This window comes from Peristeroidobacter soli, from assembly GCF_004138485.1.
Taxonomy (GTDB): Bacteria; Pseudomonadota; Gammaproteobacteria; order Steroidobacterales; family Steroidobacteraceae; genus Steroidobacter; species Steroidobacter soli.
The window spans coordinates 1,025,072-1,040,099 of sequence record NZ_ML142848.1 but is presented as its reverse complement, the minus strand read 5'-3'; the positions used below and the strand labels follow the sequence as shown (position 1 = coordinate 1,040,099).

Here is a 15,028-nt window from a genome sequence, read left to right as displayed (position 1 = left end):
AAGCCGGAAGACTTGGGGTCTTACGGCAACGTAATCACCAGGAGTTTGTTTCATGGCACTTGTAATCAACACGAACGTGATGTCGCTGAACGCTCAGCGTAACCTGTCGACATCCGCCAATTCTTTGGCGACCTCCCTGCAGCGTCTGTCTTCCGGTCTGCGCATCAACAGCGCGAAGGACGACGCCGCCGGTCTCGCCATCTCTGAGCGTCTGACCTCGCAGATCAACGGCCTCACGGTCGCTGCTCGTAACGCGAACGACGGTATCTCCCTTGCGCAGACGGCCGAAGGCGACCTCTCGCAGATCGGCAACAACCTGCAGCGTATGCGCGAACTGGCGGTGCAGTCCGCCAACGCGTCCAACAGCGCCTCCGACCGCGCTGCCTTGAACGCCGAAGTGCAGCAGCTCGCGGAAGAAATCGACCGCGTTGCGCAGGCCTCTTCGTTCAACGGCGTGAAGCTGCTGGACGGCTCGTTCCAGGCTCAGACCTTCCAGGTCGGCGCCAACGCGACCGCCACCGACCAGATCACGGTCTCTTCGATCACCAATGCCCGCTCGGCGGCGCTCGGTGCGTTCAACGGCGTCACACGTCAGAACCAGACGTTTACCGCCGCCGGTACGTTCTCGGTCGACACCGGCGGCGGTGCGGTCAACATTGGCGGCGGCGCGACGTTCTCCGACACCCGCTCGTTGGTCAACGCGATCAACTCGCAGGGCATCACCGGCTTGACCGCGCATGCCGACGCTACGGTTGCCTCCGGTACCCTGACGGGCGCCGCTGCGGCCAGTGCCGGCACCACGACGTTCAGCCTCAACGGCATCAACATTTCGGTGGCCACTTCGGCCAGCGCTGCCAGCAACATTTCCAACTCGCTCGCCGCGATCAACGCACAGTCGGCCGCCACGGGCGTGACGGCGACGGATACGGGCACCGGTCTGCGCTTGACGGCGGCCGACGGTCGTAACATCTCCATCACGAACTTCACCGCTGCCGGTGGTTCGACGTTGGGTGACGTGGGCCTCGGCGGCCTGACCACCGCGGTCACCGCGACGTTCGATATCGACTATGTCGCTCCGAGCAGCGTCACGGCGATCACTTTCGGTGGCACGGCGACCACGGGTCTGGGCAACGCCGCCATCGGCGTCGGCCCGAGCGGCACTGCGATCTCCGCGATCGACGTGACGACTGCTGACAATGCGCGTAACGCGCTGGCCTCGATCGACGCCGCCCTCGGCCAGATCAGCGGCGCTCGCGCTTCGCTCGGTGCCACGCAGAACCGCTTCCAGTCGGTCGTTGCCTCGCTGCAGACCACTGCCGAGAACTTGACTGCTTCGCGCAGCCGAATTCAGGACGCGGACTTCGCGTCTGAAACGGCCGCCATGACCAAGTCGCAGATCCTGCAGCAGGCAGGTACGGCGATGGTCGCGCAGGCGAACTCGGCTCCGCAGAACGTGCTCTCGCTGCTCCGCGGCTAATGAGCACTCCACGGAGTGAATGATGAGCAGGCTTGACGCAAGTCAGGTCGAAGCGGGCGGGGAGATCGCAAGATCTCCCCGCTCGCCGTCATTTCCGCAGCCGACCGCGGCTGCCGAAGCGACGCCCGTTCGCCAGCCGGCCGAGCCTTCCACCGAAGAGGTGAAGCGCGCGGCTCAGCAGCTGGAAACATACATGCAGAGCATGAATCGTTACCTGGAATTTCGGATCGACGAGGACAGCGGTCGCACGGTGGTCACGGTCAAGGACAAGAACACTGGCGAGACCATCCGGCAGATCCCCTCGGAAGAAATCATGCGCCTGGCGCACAACCTGGGCGGCAAGGCGCACACCGGTCTGATCGATCAGACCGTGTAACGGAACAAGGAAACAGACGATGGCAACTTCAGGCGTGGTGGGCGGCTCGTCGATCGACGTGAACAGTCTGGTGTCCCAGCTGGTCGCGGCCGAGCGCAAACCGCTGGACGATCAGCTGGCGCGTGCTGTTTCCAAGAACACGCTGCAGATCTCCGCGACCAGCGCCTTGCTGGGTGCGCTGTCGACGTTTCAGGGCGCGTTGAACGGACTGAAAACCACCAACGTGTTCAGCGGTCGTTCCACGACCAGCACCGATGCGGACATCGTGACCGCCACCGCCACGGCCACTGCCGCGCCGGGCCGCTACGATATCGAAGTCGAGCAACTGGCGAGCTCGCAGCAGATTTCATCGACGGCGTTCGCCGGCGGTGCCACCACGGTGGTCGGCTCCGGCACGCTGACGATTTCGCTCGGTGCCACCAGCTTCAGCGTCGGCATCGCCGATCCGGCCAACACGCTCGCCGACATTCGCAACGCCATCAATTCGTCCACCAGCAATCCCGGTGTCAGCGCCTCGATCATCAATGCAGCCGACGGCGCGCACCTGGTGCTCACGTCGACCAAGACCGGTGCCGCCAACGCGATTCAAGTGACGCAGGCGGGCACGCTGTCGGCGCTCGAGTACACCACCACCAACACGGCGAACTACACCCAGCTGCGTGCGGCACAGGACGCACTGGTGAATGTGGCGGGCTATGCGACGACCAGCGAGACCAACACCCTGACCGGTGTGATCGACGGCGTGACCTTGAACCTGGCTTCGGCCGAGCCGGGCACGACGGTCGGTATCGAAGTGGGTTATGACAAGAGCGCGGCGAAGGACAAGATCAAGTCGTTCGTCACCGCGTACAACACTCTGCGCGGCATGATGACCCGCCTCGGCGGCTACGACTCCGCCTCGCAGACTGGCGGTCCGATGCTCGGCGATTCGATTCTGACCGGCGTCGACACCGAGATCCGCCGCACTTTGTCGAGTCCGGTGGCCGAAGCCGGCGCGGCCGTGCAGACGCTCGCGTCCATCGGCATCACTTCTTCGGCGAAGGACGGCACGCTGTCCATCGACGACACCAAGCTGGATGCCGCACTGTCCAGCGACTTCGACGGCGTGGCGCGTCTGTTCGGCAACGCCGAGACCGGCGTGGCCGCGAAGCTGTACTCCCAGATCACCGATCGTCTCGCCAACGGCGCCGCCATCGATACGCGCAACAAGGCCCTGCAGGCCGAGCAGAAAGCGTTGACCAAGAAAAAGGACGACATCGACCTGCGCATGCAGATAGTGCAGCAGACGTATCTGAAACAGTTCACCCGGCTCGACACCCTGCTGTCGAGTCTGTCGTCCACGTCGGCGTACCTGTCGCAGCAGATCGATTCGTTGCCGAGCTGGTCGCCGAATTGAAGTTGACGCGTGGAAACTCTGAGGTTTGGACGCCTCAAGTAACCCCCGCGGACGCCGTTACCCCCTTCAAGGATTGATGGAGCATGAGCATGCTGGGTTACGCAAAGTCTTCGAATCTCGCCGCCTATCAGAGCGCAGCTGCGCATGGTGGTGTGGCGGCTTCGGACCCGCATCGCCTGATCGTGATGTTGCTGGACGGCGCCCTGGAGCGCATCTCGACCGCGCGTGGTTGCATGCAGCGGAACGAGACGTCCGAGAAGGCTCGTCTGATCAATCGTTCCATGTCCATCATCGGCGAGCTGCGCAACAGTCTCGATCTGCGCAATGGCGGACAGATCGCCGCCAACCTCGCCGAGCTGTACGATTACATGTGCCGCCGCCTGCTGCTCGCCACCACCGAAAACAAGGTGGAGATGCTCGACGAAGTGAGCCTGCTGCTGCATGAGATCCGCGGTGCGTGGCTGGCGATTGCTCCGGAGGGTCGTGGCCGATGAGCTCGATCATTGCCGACGGCGTACTGGCCGCCACCCACAAGCTCGTCCAGCAGGCCATGACCGGCCAGTGGCAGGACGTGCCCAAGACGGTGCAGGAGCGCCGTGAATTGTTGAACAACCTGTCGGCGTCCGCGTCGCCACAGGACCGTCAGTGGCTGGGCGCGCTCCAGCAGGCGATGGCGGAATCGGATGCGGCGGTGGCAAAGATTGCCCCCGCGAATGTCTTTCCTCACTTCGATACGACGACACAGGGAACGGTTGCGAACGGCGTGGTGGACACGCCAGACTCGGCCGCGGTGGACAGCATGTTGGAGCTGCTCAAACAGAGCAGGTAGCTGCTATGTATGAAGGATTGGACACGGTCATTCTGTACGAAGAGCTGGCCTACGAAGACGTATTGCCGGTGGCCTGGAGGCCATTGCCCGAACCTTTCGATCCGGCCGTCGTCGGCAGCTTCGCCGACCGCAACCTGCGCGTATTGCAGGCGGTCGCGGCGCTCGACGAACACGGTCAGATCGAGAAGCCGGACGACAATTCGCCTCACGCCGCCGACATCATGCGGCTGGAAATGAAAATGAACCTGCTGCTGGACATGGTCGGCGCGCTGCTGATCGCCAGCCGTCCGCGCCCCAAGCCGGCGGCGGTGCGCTTCAACGCGCTCGGCGGTGTGTTCCAGGGCACTTCGCCATTCCCGCCGTTGGGCAATCAGGGTGTGCTCGAAGTCTATTTGCGCGATTGCGTCGCCGATCCGTTGCGGCTGTTCGGCCGGATCGCTTCGGTAAGCCCTGACGGTAAGGTCAAGGTGCGCTTCGTGCCGCCGGGCGAAAATATCTCCGATCTGCTGGAGAAGCTCGCTTTCCGCAAGCATCGGCGTCAGGTCGCCGGCGTGCGTCAGCCGAAGAAATGACTCATCGGTGCCGCGGCGTTTCCGAACGTCGCAGCACGATGCGATCGGCATCCTCCACCGCTTGTAATTCAAACACGTTTTCCAGGCTCGCCAGCCATCCAGTGACGTTGTTGCCGTCGACGGTGCCGGTGATGCGCAAAGCGCCCACCGTGTCGTCCGCCGGCACGATGGGTTTGGGCGTATAGCGATTCACATCTTCGAGCACCGTGCGCAGCGGCTGACGACGGAATGCCAGCCGGCCCTTCTGCCAGGAGACGACAGACGCCGGGTCGGTCAATCGCTCGGCATCGCCGATGCTCGCGTCGGTCGCGATCGATTGTTCTCCGGCCGTCACCTGTACCGGTTTCAATGCCGGCTGAAAGGGCCTGCGTATCGCCAGCGGCACGATGCCGGGCGTCGGCTCGACCCGTACCTTGCCTTCGAGCACCGAGACCACGATCTGCCGCTCGCCGTGGCGAACATTGAATTCGGTGCCGAGCGCGATCACCGTCGCGTCGCCGGCTCGGACCTTGAACGGACGCTGGGCATCCCTGGCCACGCGGAACAAGGCTTCGCCGTTCGACAACGTCACGAGTCGTTCGTTGGGATCGAATGCAACTTCGAGTTGAGTCTTGCCGCCCAAGGTGACGGTGGAACCGTCGGCGAGCGTGACGATGCGATTCTCGGCGACGGCCGTCGCCAGCACATCGACAGGACCTCGTTGCAGAGTCGTTGCTTGCCACGCGATAACGACGCTGATCAGCAGCGCGGCCGCCGCGGCGAAGATGACGTGTCGTCGTGGACGCCATTGCGACACCGGTACCGAGCCGTCGTAACTGTCCAGCGCCATCTCGAGGCGTCCGGCCCGTGCCGGTGTTTGCAGAGCGCGCAACTGTAGAGTCATCTCCTGCATGCGCTCGAACGCCGCCAGATTCTTTGGATCGGCCTGCACCCAGCGCTGCCAGGCCATGACTTCTTCGACCGGCACGTCCGCATCCTGCAACTTCAGCAGCCACTCGGCTGCTGCCAGATGCGCGCGATCCTGATCGGCGCCTGTCTGCTCAATCATTCCCTGATCCTCCAGTCGAGTCCAAGCCAGCCCGGCAGTGGGCGAGGGCACGGACGATGTATTTGCGGACCATGCGCTCGGAAACGCGCATCTGCTGAGCGATCTGCGCTGGACTCATGTTGTGAAACTGATGAAGCACGAAGGCTTCGCGGCATTTGGCCGGCAACGCGGCGATGAGCCGCTGCAGGCGTGCCAGTGTCTGCTCGCCCGCGACCCGCCGCTCCGGAGTGCGTTGCTCAGTCAATTCCTGGAACAGCGGCAATTCATCGACGCGGCCATAAGAGTGATCGCGCCGCTGTCGGTCGATGGCGATGTTGGCGGCGGTCTTGAACAGAAACGCGCGGAGATAACTGACCGCGCCGGTATCGTCCAGGCTCAGCAGGCGGACATAGGCTTCCTGCGCCACTTCGCGCGCTTCGTGGTAGGAGCGCATGCGAGACATGAGAAAGCGGATCAGCGCCTCGTTGTGTTCCCGGAACAGCCGCTCGACGCGCTGGGAGCGCGCGTCGGGCGCATCTCCCGGTCCGCTCTCGGATTCGTCGGAGCTGAAGTTTCCGTCGTTCATCGGGGGCTAGACGAATGGCGAGGGCATTCCGGAACTCTCTTTTGCGGCATCGTTTTTCAGTTCACTATCGGCGGCGCCATTCGTCTAGTCCCCGGGAATATCACTGGGGAGTTGCATGACTATTAAAACAGGTCTCGCCATCGGTCTGCTGTGTCTGGGGGCCAGCCTGCACCCGGTGCCGGCGGCCGCCGATCTGGCGTCCAGGATCAAGTTCGCCATCGAGCCGCAGGAGTTGTCTTCGGCACTGCTGCGCTATTCGGAGCAATCCGGAGTGCAGGTGACCGGCTCGGCCGATGTGCTGGAGGGGCGCTCGACGCCCGGTGTGAATGGCGAGCGGGTCGCACGCGATGCGCTGGATACATTGCTGAAGGGCACCCAGCTCAACTACGACGTCATCGACGCGAATACGGTGGCGATTCGCGGCAAGCCCGTGACGACGTCGGACGCCGGCGCCATTCAGGAAATCGTCGTCACCGGCTCGCACATTCGCGGCGCCACCGGTGCCGCGCCCCTGTTGGTTTTCAGCCGCGAGGATATCGAAGACTCCGGGTTCTCCAGCACACAGCAGCTCATTCAAAGCCTGCCGCAGAACTTCGGTGGCGGCTTTTCCGAGCTCACCATGGGCGCCACGGTCGGCGATGAAGCCTCCAATTACAACTTCGGCCGCTCCTCCGGCGCCAACCTGCGTGGCATCGGCAGCGATTCCACGTTGACGTTGTTGAACGGCCGTCGCCTGGCGGCGGCGGGCATCGGCGATTCGGTGGACCTGTCGATGATTCCGCTGGCCGCCATCGAGCGGGTCGACGTGCTGACCGATGGCGCCTCGGCGATCTACGGCGCCGATGCGGTCGGCGGTGTCGTCAATATCGTGCTGCGAAGGGACTATGAAGGCGCCGAGACCCGGGTTCGCTATGGCGACGTGACCGAAGGCAGCAGCGCCGAGCGCCGGCTCGGGCAGACGTTCGGCACACAGTGGAATTCCGGCGGCGTGCTGGCGACGTATGAGTATTCCGACCGGGATTCGCTGCTCACCAAGGAACGTGAGATCACGCGCAACGCCAGCGTTCAGGAGATGGCGCTCGTTCCGGAGATGCGCCGGCACAGTGGGCTCGTGTCGCTCACTCAATCGCTCACCGACCGCGTGCAGCTCGTGGCCGACGGCATGTACACCCAACGCAGCAGCGATCTGTCGTATCACTCCGGCCTGACCCTGATCGCCCTGCCGGTGGAGGTGACACAGTACGGCGGCACCGGCGCATTGCTGATGCAACTGCCGAATGATTGGGCGGCTGAAGTGGCGGGGTCCTACAGCGTCAGTACCACCAGCCAACCCACCATTCGTAACAATGTGCGCCTCGGGCTCGTCGATATGAGCACGACGGTGCAGGCGCTCGACGCAAAAACGGATGGCGCGATCTTCGCGTTGCCGGGCGGGCAGGTGAAGCTGGCCGCGGGCGTGCATTTACGTCACGAAACATTCGATTCGACCGGCACGTCCGCGCCCACCGGCGGGGCACGCGACCGCGACGTGTCCGCCGCATTCGCCGAGGTGCTGGTTCCTTTCGTGGGCGAAGCGAATCGGCATACGGGCCTGGAGCGTCTCGAGCTGACGCTGGCGGGTCGCTATGACCACTACAGCGACTTCGGTTCGACCACGAATCCGAAGCTGGGCCTGCTGTGGTCGCCGGCGCAAGGGCTGAACCTGCGTTCGACGTATGGCACCTCGATGCGCGCGCCGAGTCTGTACGAGACCAGCGAAGTCTCGGTGCCAGTGACACCTTATTACTACGTGGTCACGGATCCGCGCTCGCCGACTGGCCAGTCGCCGCTCATCATGCTGAGCGGGAACAACAGCGACCTGCGTGCCGAAAAGGCCGAGAGCTGGACCGCGGGATTGGATTTCACGCCGCGAGCGCTGCCAGGATTTTCGGCCACGCTCACCTATTTCGATTTGCAGATCGACCATCGGATCGCCACGCCGGTGGCCGGCTCGATCTACGACGTGTTCCTGCTCGAGGAACGATATCGCGACTTCATCGAGCGCGACCCCGACGATGCGGTCGTGCAGTCCTACTACGACGATCCGCGTCTGCGGATCAGCACTGGTCAGGTGTTGCAGCCGGCCGCGAATGTCAGCGCCATCATCCACAACCAGTTGGCGAACGTCGCCCGCGTCGAGCAGAGCGGGCTCGACTTCGAATTGGGCTATGCGTTGGTCACCGCGCTGGGCAATTTCAACATCCGGCTCGGCGGCACGTATCTGTTCCGCAAAAAGGAACAGCTGACCGAAGAGTCGCCGCTGCGACAGGGACTCAACGAGTTGCATCTGCCGGTGGATCTGAAACTTCGCAACTCGATCGGCTGGAGTCGCGGCAATCTGCGCGCCACCGTATTCGTGAACTACGTGGACTCCTATCGGGACACGCGGCCGGGATTCGAGGCGCCCATCGATTCGTGGACCACCATCGATCTGTCCACGCAGTACGTCACCGACCGGCGGGCCGGCTGGCTGAGTGGGCTGCGCATCGGCGTGGGCGTGCAGAACCTGACCGACGAGGCGCCGCCTTTCGTCAACTACTATGGCTATGACTTCGACGGCACCAATGCGAACGCGATCGGCCGTTATTTCTTCGTGGACATCGCCAAGCAGTTTGGCGGCTCGGGCAAATGACGGAGCACCGACCCATGATCCGCTGCAAATCGTTGCTGCTCCTGGCGGCCGTGCTCGCTGCATCCGGCATTGTTCGAGCCGCCGAGCGCGGGCTGGCCGTGGACGATATATTTCAGCTCGAGGGCTCGGGCACTTACTACGGCGGCCCGGTGGCAGTGTCTCCGGACGGCAAGACCGTTGCGTTTACTCGCACCCGGCCACGGGCAACCTCGCGCAACTTCAGGATCGATTTTTTATATAACAACCAGCTCGGCGACGTGTGGCTGAAACGCCCGGGCGCGACCGAGGCAATCAACATCACCCGAGGCGCCGGGGACGGCTCTGGCTGGTTCGCTCCGGCCTGGTCGCCGGACGGTCGCTACATTGCGATGCTGTCCACGCGCGGGCCGATAGTGGGCGACAACATCTGGCTGTGGCTCTGGGACAGCCAGACCGGAACGCTGCAGCGCTTGAGCGAACGCGGCGTCAATTCCGACTCGAGCGTCCGCCGCGCGCCGCAGATCTGGCTGGATGCGACTCATCTCATCTGCCCGTTGCTGCCCGCGGGCGAGCGGCCCATCGGCCTCGATGTCGAGCAGAAGACGCAGCGAATCGCGACCACGCAATGGGCCAGGACCGTACTGGGCGAGCAGACCTCGGCGAGCGTGCTGGAGAGCGGCGTTCCCATCGATATCAGCAAGCGACCCCAAGGTCAGTTGGTGCGTTTCGAGGTGAGCGGCGCAGCTTTGGTCCTGGCGGACGCAACCTCCATCGCCCCATCGCCATCCCCGCGCGGCGACTACATCGCTTACGCAAGGCAAGTGGGAGTCACCCCACCGCGTATCGACAAGCCGGTCAAGCAGGATGTGAATCGAACTTATACGCTCGATGTCGTCGATCGCGCGGGTCGTCGCGTATTGAGCGCTGAGTCGATTGCGCGAGATCTGGAGTACGGCTCGCTGCGTTGGTCGCCCGATGGCAATCGGCTCGCAATGTTCGGTTTCGAGAATGTTCGCGATGGCCTGCAGCAGTTGTACATCGCGGACCCGCGTCGAGGCACGCTCGATGTTGTCGATCTGGGTTCGCTATATCTGGGCACCGTGGGTTCGTGGTGGATCCCGCCGCAAATCGAATGGACGGCGCAGGGCTCTTTGCTCATTCGTGGGGTCGAGCGAGCAAACGACCGGTCCCCGGCGGCCGATGCACGCCGCGACTGGTGGCTGGTGAGCTCGAATGGCAAGCGCCGCAATCTCACGTCCGCGATGACCCGAGTGCCGGTGCAGTTGTGGCCTGAAACGTCGCGCCGCTCGTTCGTCGGCCTGGTGGAGGGCGAGTTGTGGCGCATCCAGTTGGACGCGCCGCCGGCTCGAATCGTTGGCGACAAGATCGAAGAGATCGTTTGGCCCGCAACCACCAACGATGGCCAGCGCGAGTACGCGGTGCCGGGAACCGTCTACAGGGATCTGGTCGTGAGCATTCGTCGAGGTACGGCACTCACGCTGGAGCACCTCGACCTGGCATCGGGCAAGCGAACGGCGCTGGCCACGCCGGAAGCCGGCGCGGAGTTGCTCAGCTTCGCGCCGGCAAGCGGGCGCACCGTGTTTCAAGCCAATCCTGGCGATGGCCTGCGTCTGTCGCTGGTGGATCGCAACGGCGCGACGTCGACGCTGATCGATGCGAATGGCTGGCTGCGCGACATCGCCAAACCCGAGCAGCGATCGATCGAGTACACGAGTCTGGATGGCGAGAAGCTGCGCGGTTGGGTGCTCATGCCCGTGGGCTACGTGCCTGGCCGTCGCTATCCGATGATCACATCGGTCTACGCCGGCCAGATGTTCTCCGAAGTGCCGCCCGAGAGTCTGAAGTTCGGTCGCTGGATCTCGCAGTACAGCGCGCACATTTGGGCCGCGCGTGGTTATGCGGTGCTGCTGCCGAGCATGCCGCTCAAACCGCTCGGCACCGTCGAGGATCCCATGCTGAAACTGCCCAACGGCGTGTTGCCGGCGGTGGATAAGGCGGTCGAGCTCGGCATCGCCGACCCGCAACGCCTGTTCGTGATGGGCGCCAGCTTCGGCGGCTATTCCACTTACGGGTTGCTGACTCAGACCAGGCGCTTCGCCGCCGGTGTATCGCTGGCGGGGTTGTCCAACCTCATCAGCTTGTACGGACAGTTCGATGCGAGGTTCCGCTACACCGACTACGCGCCGGAGTACGCGAACCAGATGGCGATGACGGAGGGCGGACAGACCGGCATGGGATCGCCGCCGTGGGCGGACTTGAATCGCTACCTACGCAACAGTCCTTACTTCGCGGTGGACCGTGTGCAGACGCCGCTCATGATCGTCCAGGGCGACATGGACTACGTGGCGCTTCAGCAGGGCGAGGAGTTCTTCAGTGCGCTCTACCGTCAGGGCAAGCGGGCTCGCTTCGTCCGGTATTGGGGTGAGGGGCACGCCATCAGCAGTCCGGCCAATGCTCGCGACCTCGTGGAGCGGATCGATGCGTGGTTCGAGGAGATCGCGCCGGCGCAGCCGGGCAGTTAGTGCTCAAGCTTGTGGGCCTTCCGCCGATCATTGGGGGAGGCCCCGCAAGATTTACTTGCTTGTTGAGATTGCAAGAGTTGTCAGGTCCTGGAGTGTGACGCAGGTCGCACTCGTTTTGCGCGCGCCAATAGTCCGACGCAGTATCGGTACTGCTCAGGCGCGATGAAAGTGCGCGCCAGTGCGCATTTTCTTGCGGTCGGCACCATGGTTTACTCAGCTCCTCCCTGAGCCGGGCGCCAAATTTCTGGCAGCAGTTCACGCACGCGTGGCGTTCAGGGTTAGCCTGATAGAGCCGTTCATTCCCAAGCACAGAATGCCCGTCAGGTTTTACAAAAATACTGACGCGTTCGGCGCGAGGCGACGGAATGAATTTGAACGACACCCAGGCGAGAAGCCTGACCATCCAGCAGGCCGTCGTATACGACAGCGACTCTGGGCGGGCAGAAAAAGTCGCGGACGTCTTGCGTGAACTGAGTCTCGAGCCGCTGCTGATCGATCATTGCGCCCTGATGCGCGCCGTGATTCAAACCCCGAACAATCCCCCGGCGCTGCTGGTCGGCGATGTCGCCGACTGCGACTGGGTCGAGCTGGGCGCCGCCTTGCGCGAGCAGCTGAGCGACATCCCGGTGGTGGCGTACGGCTCTTCGACCGTCGCGGATCAATTGATCGCCGCGGTTGGCGTCGCTCGTGTGAAGCGCCTCACATTTCCGTTCAAGCATTCCGTGCTGGGCACGGCCTTGCGCATGCCGGCACAGGTTGCCCCGGCGGAGATCAGCGACGTTGCCATGCCTACCGGCTCGTCGGCCGCGATCCGCGATGTCACGCGCCTCATTCGCCAGGTCGCCGCTCACGACTCGAGCGTGCTGATCCTGGGCGAGTCGGGCACCGGTAAGGAGCTGGCGGCTCGTGCCGTCCATGAGGCGAGTCCGCGTCGCCAGCGTCCGTTCGTCGCCATCAACTGCGGCGCCATCCCCGCGGAGTTGCTGGAGAGCGAGCTGTTCGGACACGAGAAAGGCTCCTTCACCGGTGCCATCGCGGCTCGCAAGGGCCGCTTCGAGATCGCCGAGGGCGGCACGCTGTTCCTCGACGAGATCGGCGACATGAGTCTGCCGATGCAGGTGAAGCTGCTGAGGGTGTTGCAGGAACGGGTATTCGAGCGCGTCGGCAATCACACACCGATCCGCTGCAACGTGCGCATCATCGCCGCCACTCACCGCAACCTCGAGGAATCGATCACCAAGGGCACGTTCCGCGAGGACCTGTTCTATCGCTTGAACGTGTTCCCCATCGAAATGCCGGCGCTGCGGACCCGCATGGAGGACCTGTCGATGCTGGTGCGGGACTTTTCCGATCGGAACGTCGCCGAGGGGCGCAGCCGAGTCGAACTGACCAGCCGGGCGCTCAAGGTGCTGAGCCACTATCCCTGGCCCGGCAATGTGCGCGAGCTCGGCAATCTGATCGAGCGTCTGTCCATTCTTTGCCCGAATCGCTCGGTCGACGTGGCCGATCTGCCGCTGAAGTATCGGCCGGCCGATTTGCTCGCCGAACTGGACCTGAGCGCCGATCTGCAGGTGCCGGTCGAGACCCTGGAGTCCGAGCTGGAAGCCGAAGAGGCGCTGGACGAGGACCGGGAAGTCATGTCCATGCTGTCCAGCGAGCCGAGCGGGGCCGCGGTCGTGCAACTGCCGGCCGAAGGCATCGACCTGCGTGATCATCTTTTCACCATCGAGCGCGATCTGATCCAGCAAGCGCTGACCCGTGCCGGTGGCACCGTCGCGCATGCGGCGCGTCTGTTGAAACTGCGTCGTACCACGCTGGTCGAGAAGCTGCGCAAATTCCACATGCTCAACGAGGCCGCCGCGTCGGAACTTTGACGGACGCGGCCCAGCTCAACGCGCGGCTGGGCGCGATTGCCGCGGCAAACCTTTGCCGGTGTGATGGGCTCCACAGGATTCACCGGCAAAACCTCTCCGCTACGGCCCTGGAACAGAACTTGCTCCCTCTGGGGTGGCAAACAGAGATCCGTACGAATGAGCGCAGTGTCACAAACAGAGTTCGACGACGTGAGCACCCAGCAGGCGGTCAATGACGACGCCGTTGCGGTGTCCGATCCGCGCGCGGCGCTCTCGTCATCGGACGACATGGTTGCAATTGCCGATACGTCGCGCCGCCTGGCCGACCTGGCCCGACGCGTCGCCGCCAGCGACTGCACGGTGCTGATCGCCGGTGAGTCGGGCACCGGCAAGGAAGTGCTGGCTCGTTTCATTCATCGTCATTCGACGCGCGCCACCAAAGCCTTCGTGGCGGTGAACTGCGCGGCGATTCCGGAAAACATGCTCGAAGCCATTCTGTTCGGCTACGAGAAGGGTTCGTTCACGGGCGCGCATGCCAGCCACGCCGGCAAGTTCGAGCAGGCGCAGGGCGGCACGCTGCTGTTGGACGAAGTGACCGAGATGCCGCTGGGCCTGCAGGCCAAGCTGCTGCGCGTTCTTCAGGAGCGCGAAGTGGAGCGTCTCGGCGGTCGTTCTTCCATTGCGCTGGATGTGCGCGTCCTCGCGACCACGAACCGCAACCTGCGTGCCGAAGTTGCCGCCGGTCGTTTTCGTGAAGATCTCTACTACCGTTTGAACGTGTTTCCTTTGCAGACCTCGCCGTTACGTGAACGTCGTGACGACGTGCTCCCGCTCGCGATGCGTTTGCTGACTGCTCGCTGCCGCGCCGGTGAGCGTATTCCGGCGCTGAGCGCCGATGCCGCTCACATGCTGTTGTTGTATCCGTGGCCGGGCAATGTGCGCGAGCTGGACAATGTCATGCAGCGTGCTCTGATTCTCGCCAATGGCTCGGTGATCCAGCCGGAGCACATTCATCTCGAAATCGAAGGTCTGGATGCATTGCCGGCCGCGCTGGCCGCTGCGAGTCAGACGGTTCGTGATTTCGTGGCCGCGCCTCAGCGTCCATTTGCGCAGGAGACCGTTCGCAGGAACGGTACTGCTGAAGGCGGTCTCTCGGATTCGTTGTCGAGCGCCGAGCGCGATCTGATTCTGGATGCGCTTCGCTCGGATGGCGGCAATCGCCAGGCGGCCGCGAAGCGCCTCGGCATCAGTCCCCGCACGTTGCGTTACAAGTTGCAGCGTCTGCGCGAGGCGGGCTTCGTGGTTCCGGCGGCTTGAGGTAAGCAGACATGTCTTCATTACAGATCGACGCCGTGCTCTCGCAGATCCGCGCCATGCAGTCGCAGATCAAGGGGGTCGGCGGTGGCGTCGGCGCTCCGACGAACGACGTTGCCAAAGTGGCGGGCGTGGAAAGCGCCGTTCAGTCGCCGACCAACTCGTTCGCGAATGTGTTGAAACAAGGACTGGATTCGGTCAACCAGACGCAGGCTCGCGCCTCGGATCTGGCAACCAAGTTCGAGCAGGGCGTGCCCGGCATCGAGCTGCCGCAAGTGATGTTGGAAATGCAGAAGGCCAGTGTTTCCTTCCGCGCGGTCACCGAAGTGCGCAACCGCTTCGTGAGCGCGTATCAGGAAATCATGAACATGCCTATTTAGAAGTGACTCCTGACTGGTGACTAAT

Annotated in this window: 13 protein-coding genes; 11 read left to right on the top strand and 2 right to left on the bottom strand. The window is 63.6% G+C overall.

Features of this window, described 5'->3' with window-relative positions; all coding sequences use genetic code 11:
• The first annotated feature begins 52 nt into the window (after nt 1–52).
• From EKO19_RS39435 to EKO19_RS04175, 6 genes are all read left to right on the top strand, one after another.
• Nucleotides 53–1,477 (top strand): flagellin N-terminal helical domain-containing protein, encoded by a 1,425-nt coding sequence (locus EKO19_RS39435; protein ID WP_129775134.1) that lies wholly within the window; start codon nt 53–55, stop codon nt 1,475–1,477.
• Nucleotides 1,478–1,499: 22 nt separating this feature from the next.
• Complete coding sequence (locus tag EKO19_RS04195; protein ID WP_157995111.1) at nt 1,500–1,853, top strand: flagellar protein FlaG; 354 nt, start codon at nt 1,500–1,502, stop codon at nt 1,851–1,853.
• 19 nt (nt 1,854–1,872) lie between these two features.
• On the top strand, nt 1,873–3,249 hold the full coding sequence (gene fliD / locus EKO19_RS04190) for a flagellar filament capping protein FliD (protein ID WP_129775132.1): 1,377 nt from the start codon (nt 1,873–1,875) through the stop codon (nt 3,247–3,249).
• Between the two features lie 83 nt (nt 3,250–3,332).
• Nucleotides 3,333–3,743 carry a flagellar export chaperone FliS gene (fliS, locus tag EKO19_RS04185; RefSeq protein WP_217705112.1) on the top strand — a complete coding sequence of 137 codons (411 nt, stop codon included), beginning with the start codon at nt 3,333–3,335 and terminating at the stop codon, nt 3,741–3,743.
• Complete coding sequence (locus EKO19_RS04180; protein ID WP_129775131.1) at nt 3,740–4,078, top strand: hypothetical protein; 339 nt, start codon at nt 3,740–3,742, stop codon at nt 4,076–4,078. Before fliS ends, EKO19_RS04180 begins: the two co-directional genes overlap by 4 nt.
• Nucleotides 4,079–4,083: 5 nt before the next feature.
• Nucleotides 4,084–4,650: a PilZ domain-containing protein gene (locus tag EKO19_RS04175; protein WP_129775130.1), complete on the top strand. Its 567-nt coding sequence runs from the start codon at nt 4,084–4,086 to the stop codon at nt 4,648–4,650.
• A gap of 1 nt (nt 4,651) precedes the next feature.
• On the opposite strand, the gene EKO19_RS04170 is transcribed toward EKO19_RS04175, so the two are convergent.
• Nucleotides 4,652–5,698, bottom strand: coding sequence for a FecR family protein (locus tag EKO19_RS04170; RefSeq protein WP_129775129.1), 1,047 nt, complete (start codon nt 5,696–5,698; stop codon nt 4,652–4,654).
• Complete coding sequence (locus tag EKO19_RS04165) at nt 5,691–6,263, bottom strand: RNA polymerase sigma factor (protein ID WP_129775128.1); 573 nt, start codon at nt 6,261–6,263, stop codon at nt 5,691–5,693. Before EKO19_RS04165 ends, EKO19_RS04170 begins: the two co-directional genes overlap by 8 nt.
• 115 nt (nt 6,264–6,378) lie before the next feature.
• Between EKO19_RS04165 and EKO19_RS04160 the strand changes: the two genes are divergently transcribed.
• The 5 genes from EKO19_RS04160 (at nt 6,379) to fliE (ending at nt 15,003) form a co-directional block, all read left to right on the top strand.
• Nucleotides 6,379–8,934, top strand: a complete 2,556-nt coding sequence (locus EKO19_RS04160) for a TonB-dependent receptor domain-containing protein (RefSeq protein ID WP_129775127.1) — start codon at nt 6,379–6,381, stop codon at nt 8,932–8,934.
• A gap of 14 nt (nt 8,935–8,948) precedes the next feature.
• The gene (locus tag EKO19_RS04155; protein WP_175596950.1) at nt 8,949–11,456 is read left to right on the top strand and encodes a S9 family peptidase; all 2,508 of its coding nucleotides are present in this window, start codon (nt 8,949–8,951) and stop codon (nt 11,454–11,456) included.
• 365 nt (nt 11,457–11,821) lie between these two features.
• On the top strand, nt 11,822–13,330 hold the full coding sequence (locus EKO19_RS04150; RefSeq protein ID WP_175596949.1) for a sigma-54 interaction domain-containing protein: 1,509 nt from the start codon (nt 11,822–11,824) through the stop codon (nt 13,328–13,330).
• Between the two features lie 156 nt (nt 13,331–13,486).
• Nucleotides 13,487–14,626 (top strand): sigma-54 interaction domain-containing protein, encoded by a 1,140-nt coding sequence (locus tag EKO19_RS04145; RefSeq protein WP_281280994.1) that lies wholly within the window; start codon nt 13,487–13,489, stop codon nt 14,624–14,626.
• An 11-nt stretch (nt 14,627–14,637) separates the two neighbouring features.
• Nucleotides 14,638–15,003, top strand: coding sequence for a flagellar hook-basal body complex protein FliE (gene fliE, locus EKO19_RS04140; protein WP_129775125.1), 366 nt, complete (start codon nt 14,638–14,640; stop codon nt 15,001–15,003).
• The last annotated feature ends 25 nt before the right edge of the window (nt 15,004–15,028 follow it).

Coding starts and splice junctions, on each gene's coding strand:
- EKO19_RS04145 (WP_281280994.1), top strand. CDS start 13,487: ATGAGCGCAGTGTCACAAACAGAGTTCGACGACGTGAGCACCCAGCAG.
- EKO19_RS04180 (WP_129775131.1), top strand. CDS start 3,740: ATGAGCTCGATCATTGCCGACGGCGTACTGGCCGCCACCCACAAGCTC.
- EKO19_RS39435 (WP_129775134.1), top strand. CDS start 53: ATGGCACTTGTAATCAACACGAACGTGATGTCGCTGAACGCTCAGCGT.
- EKO19_RS04165 (WP_129775128.1), bottom strand. CDS start 6,263: ATGAACGACGGAAACTTCAGCTCCGACGAATCCGAGAGCGGACCGGGA.
- EKO19_RS04175 (WP_129775130.1), top strand. CDS start 4,084: ATGTATGAAGGATTGGACACGGTCATTCTGTACGAAGAGCTGGCCTAC.
- EKO19_RS04195 (WP_157995111.1), top strand. CDS start 1,500: ATGAGCAGGCTTGACGCAAGTCAGGTCGAAGCGGGCGGGGAGATCGCA.
- fliS (WP_217705112.1), top strand. CDS start 3,333: ATGAGCATGCTGGGTTACGCAAAGTCTTCGAATCTCGCCGCCTATCAG.
- fliE (WP_129775125.1), top strand. CDS start 14,638: ATGTCTTCATTACAGATCGACGCCGTGCTCTCGCAGATCCGCGCCATG.
- EKO19_RS04170 (WP_129775129.1), bottom strand. CDS start 5,698: ATGATTGAGCAGACAGGCGCCGATCAGGATCGCGCGCATCTGGCAGCA.
- EKO19_RS04150 (WP_175596949.1), top strand. CDS start 11,822: ATGAATTTGAACGACACCCAGGCGAGAAGCCTGACCATCCAGCAGGCC.
- fliD (WP_129775132.1), top strand. CDS start 1,873: ATGGCAACTTCAGGCGTGGTGGGCGGCTCGTCGATCGACGTGAACAGT.
- EKO19_RS04155 (WP_175596950.1), top strand. CDS start 8,949: ATGATCCGCTGCAAATCGTTGCTGCTCCTGGCGGCCGTGCTCGCTGCA.
- EKO19_RS04160 (WP_129775127.1), top strand. CDS start 6,379: ATGACTATTAAAACAGGTCTCGCCATCGGTCTGCTGTGTCTGGGGGCC.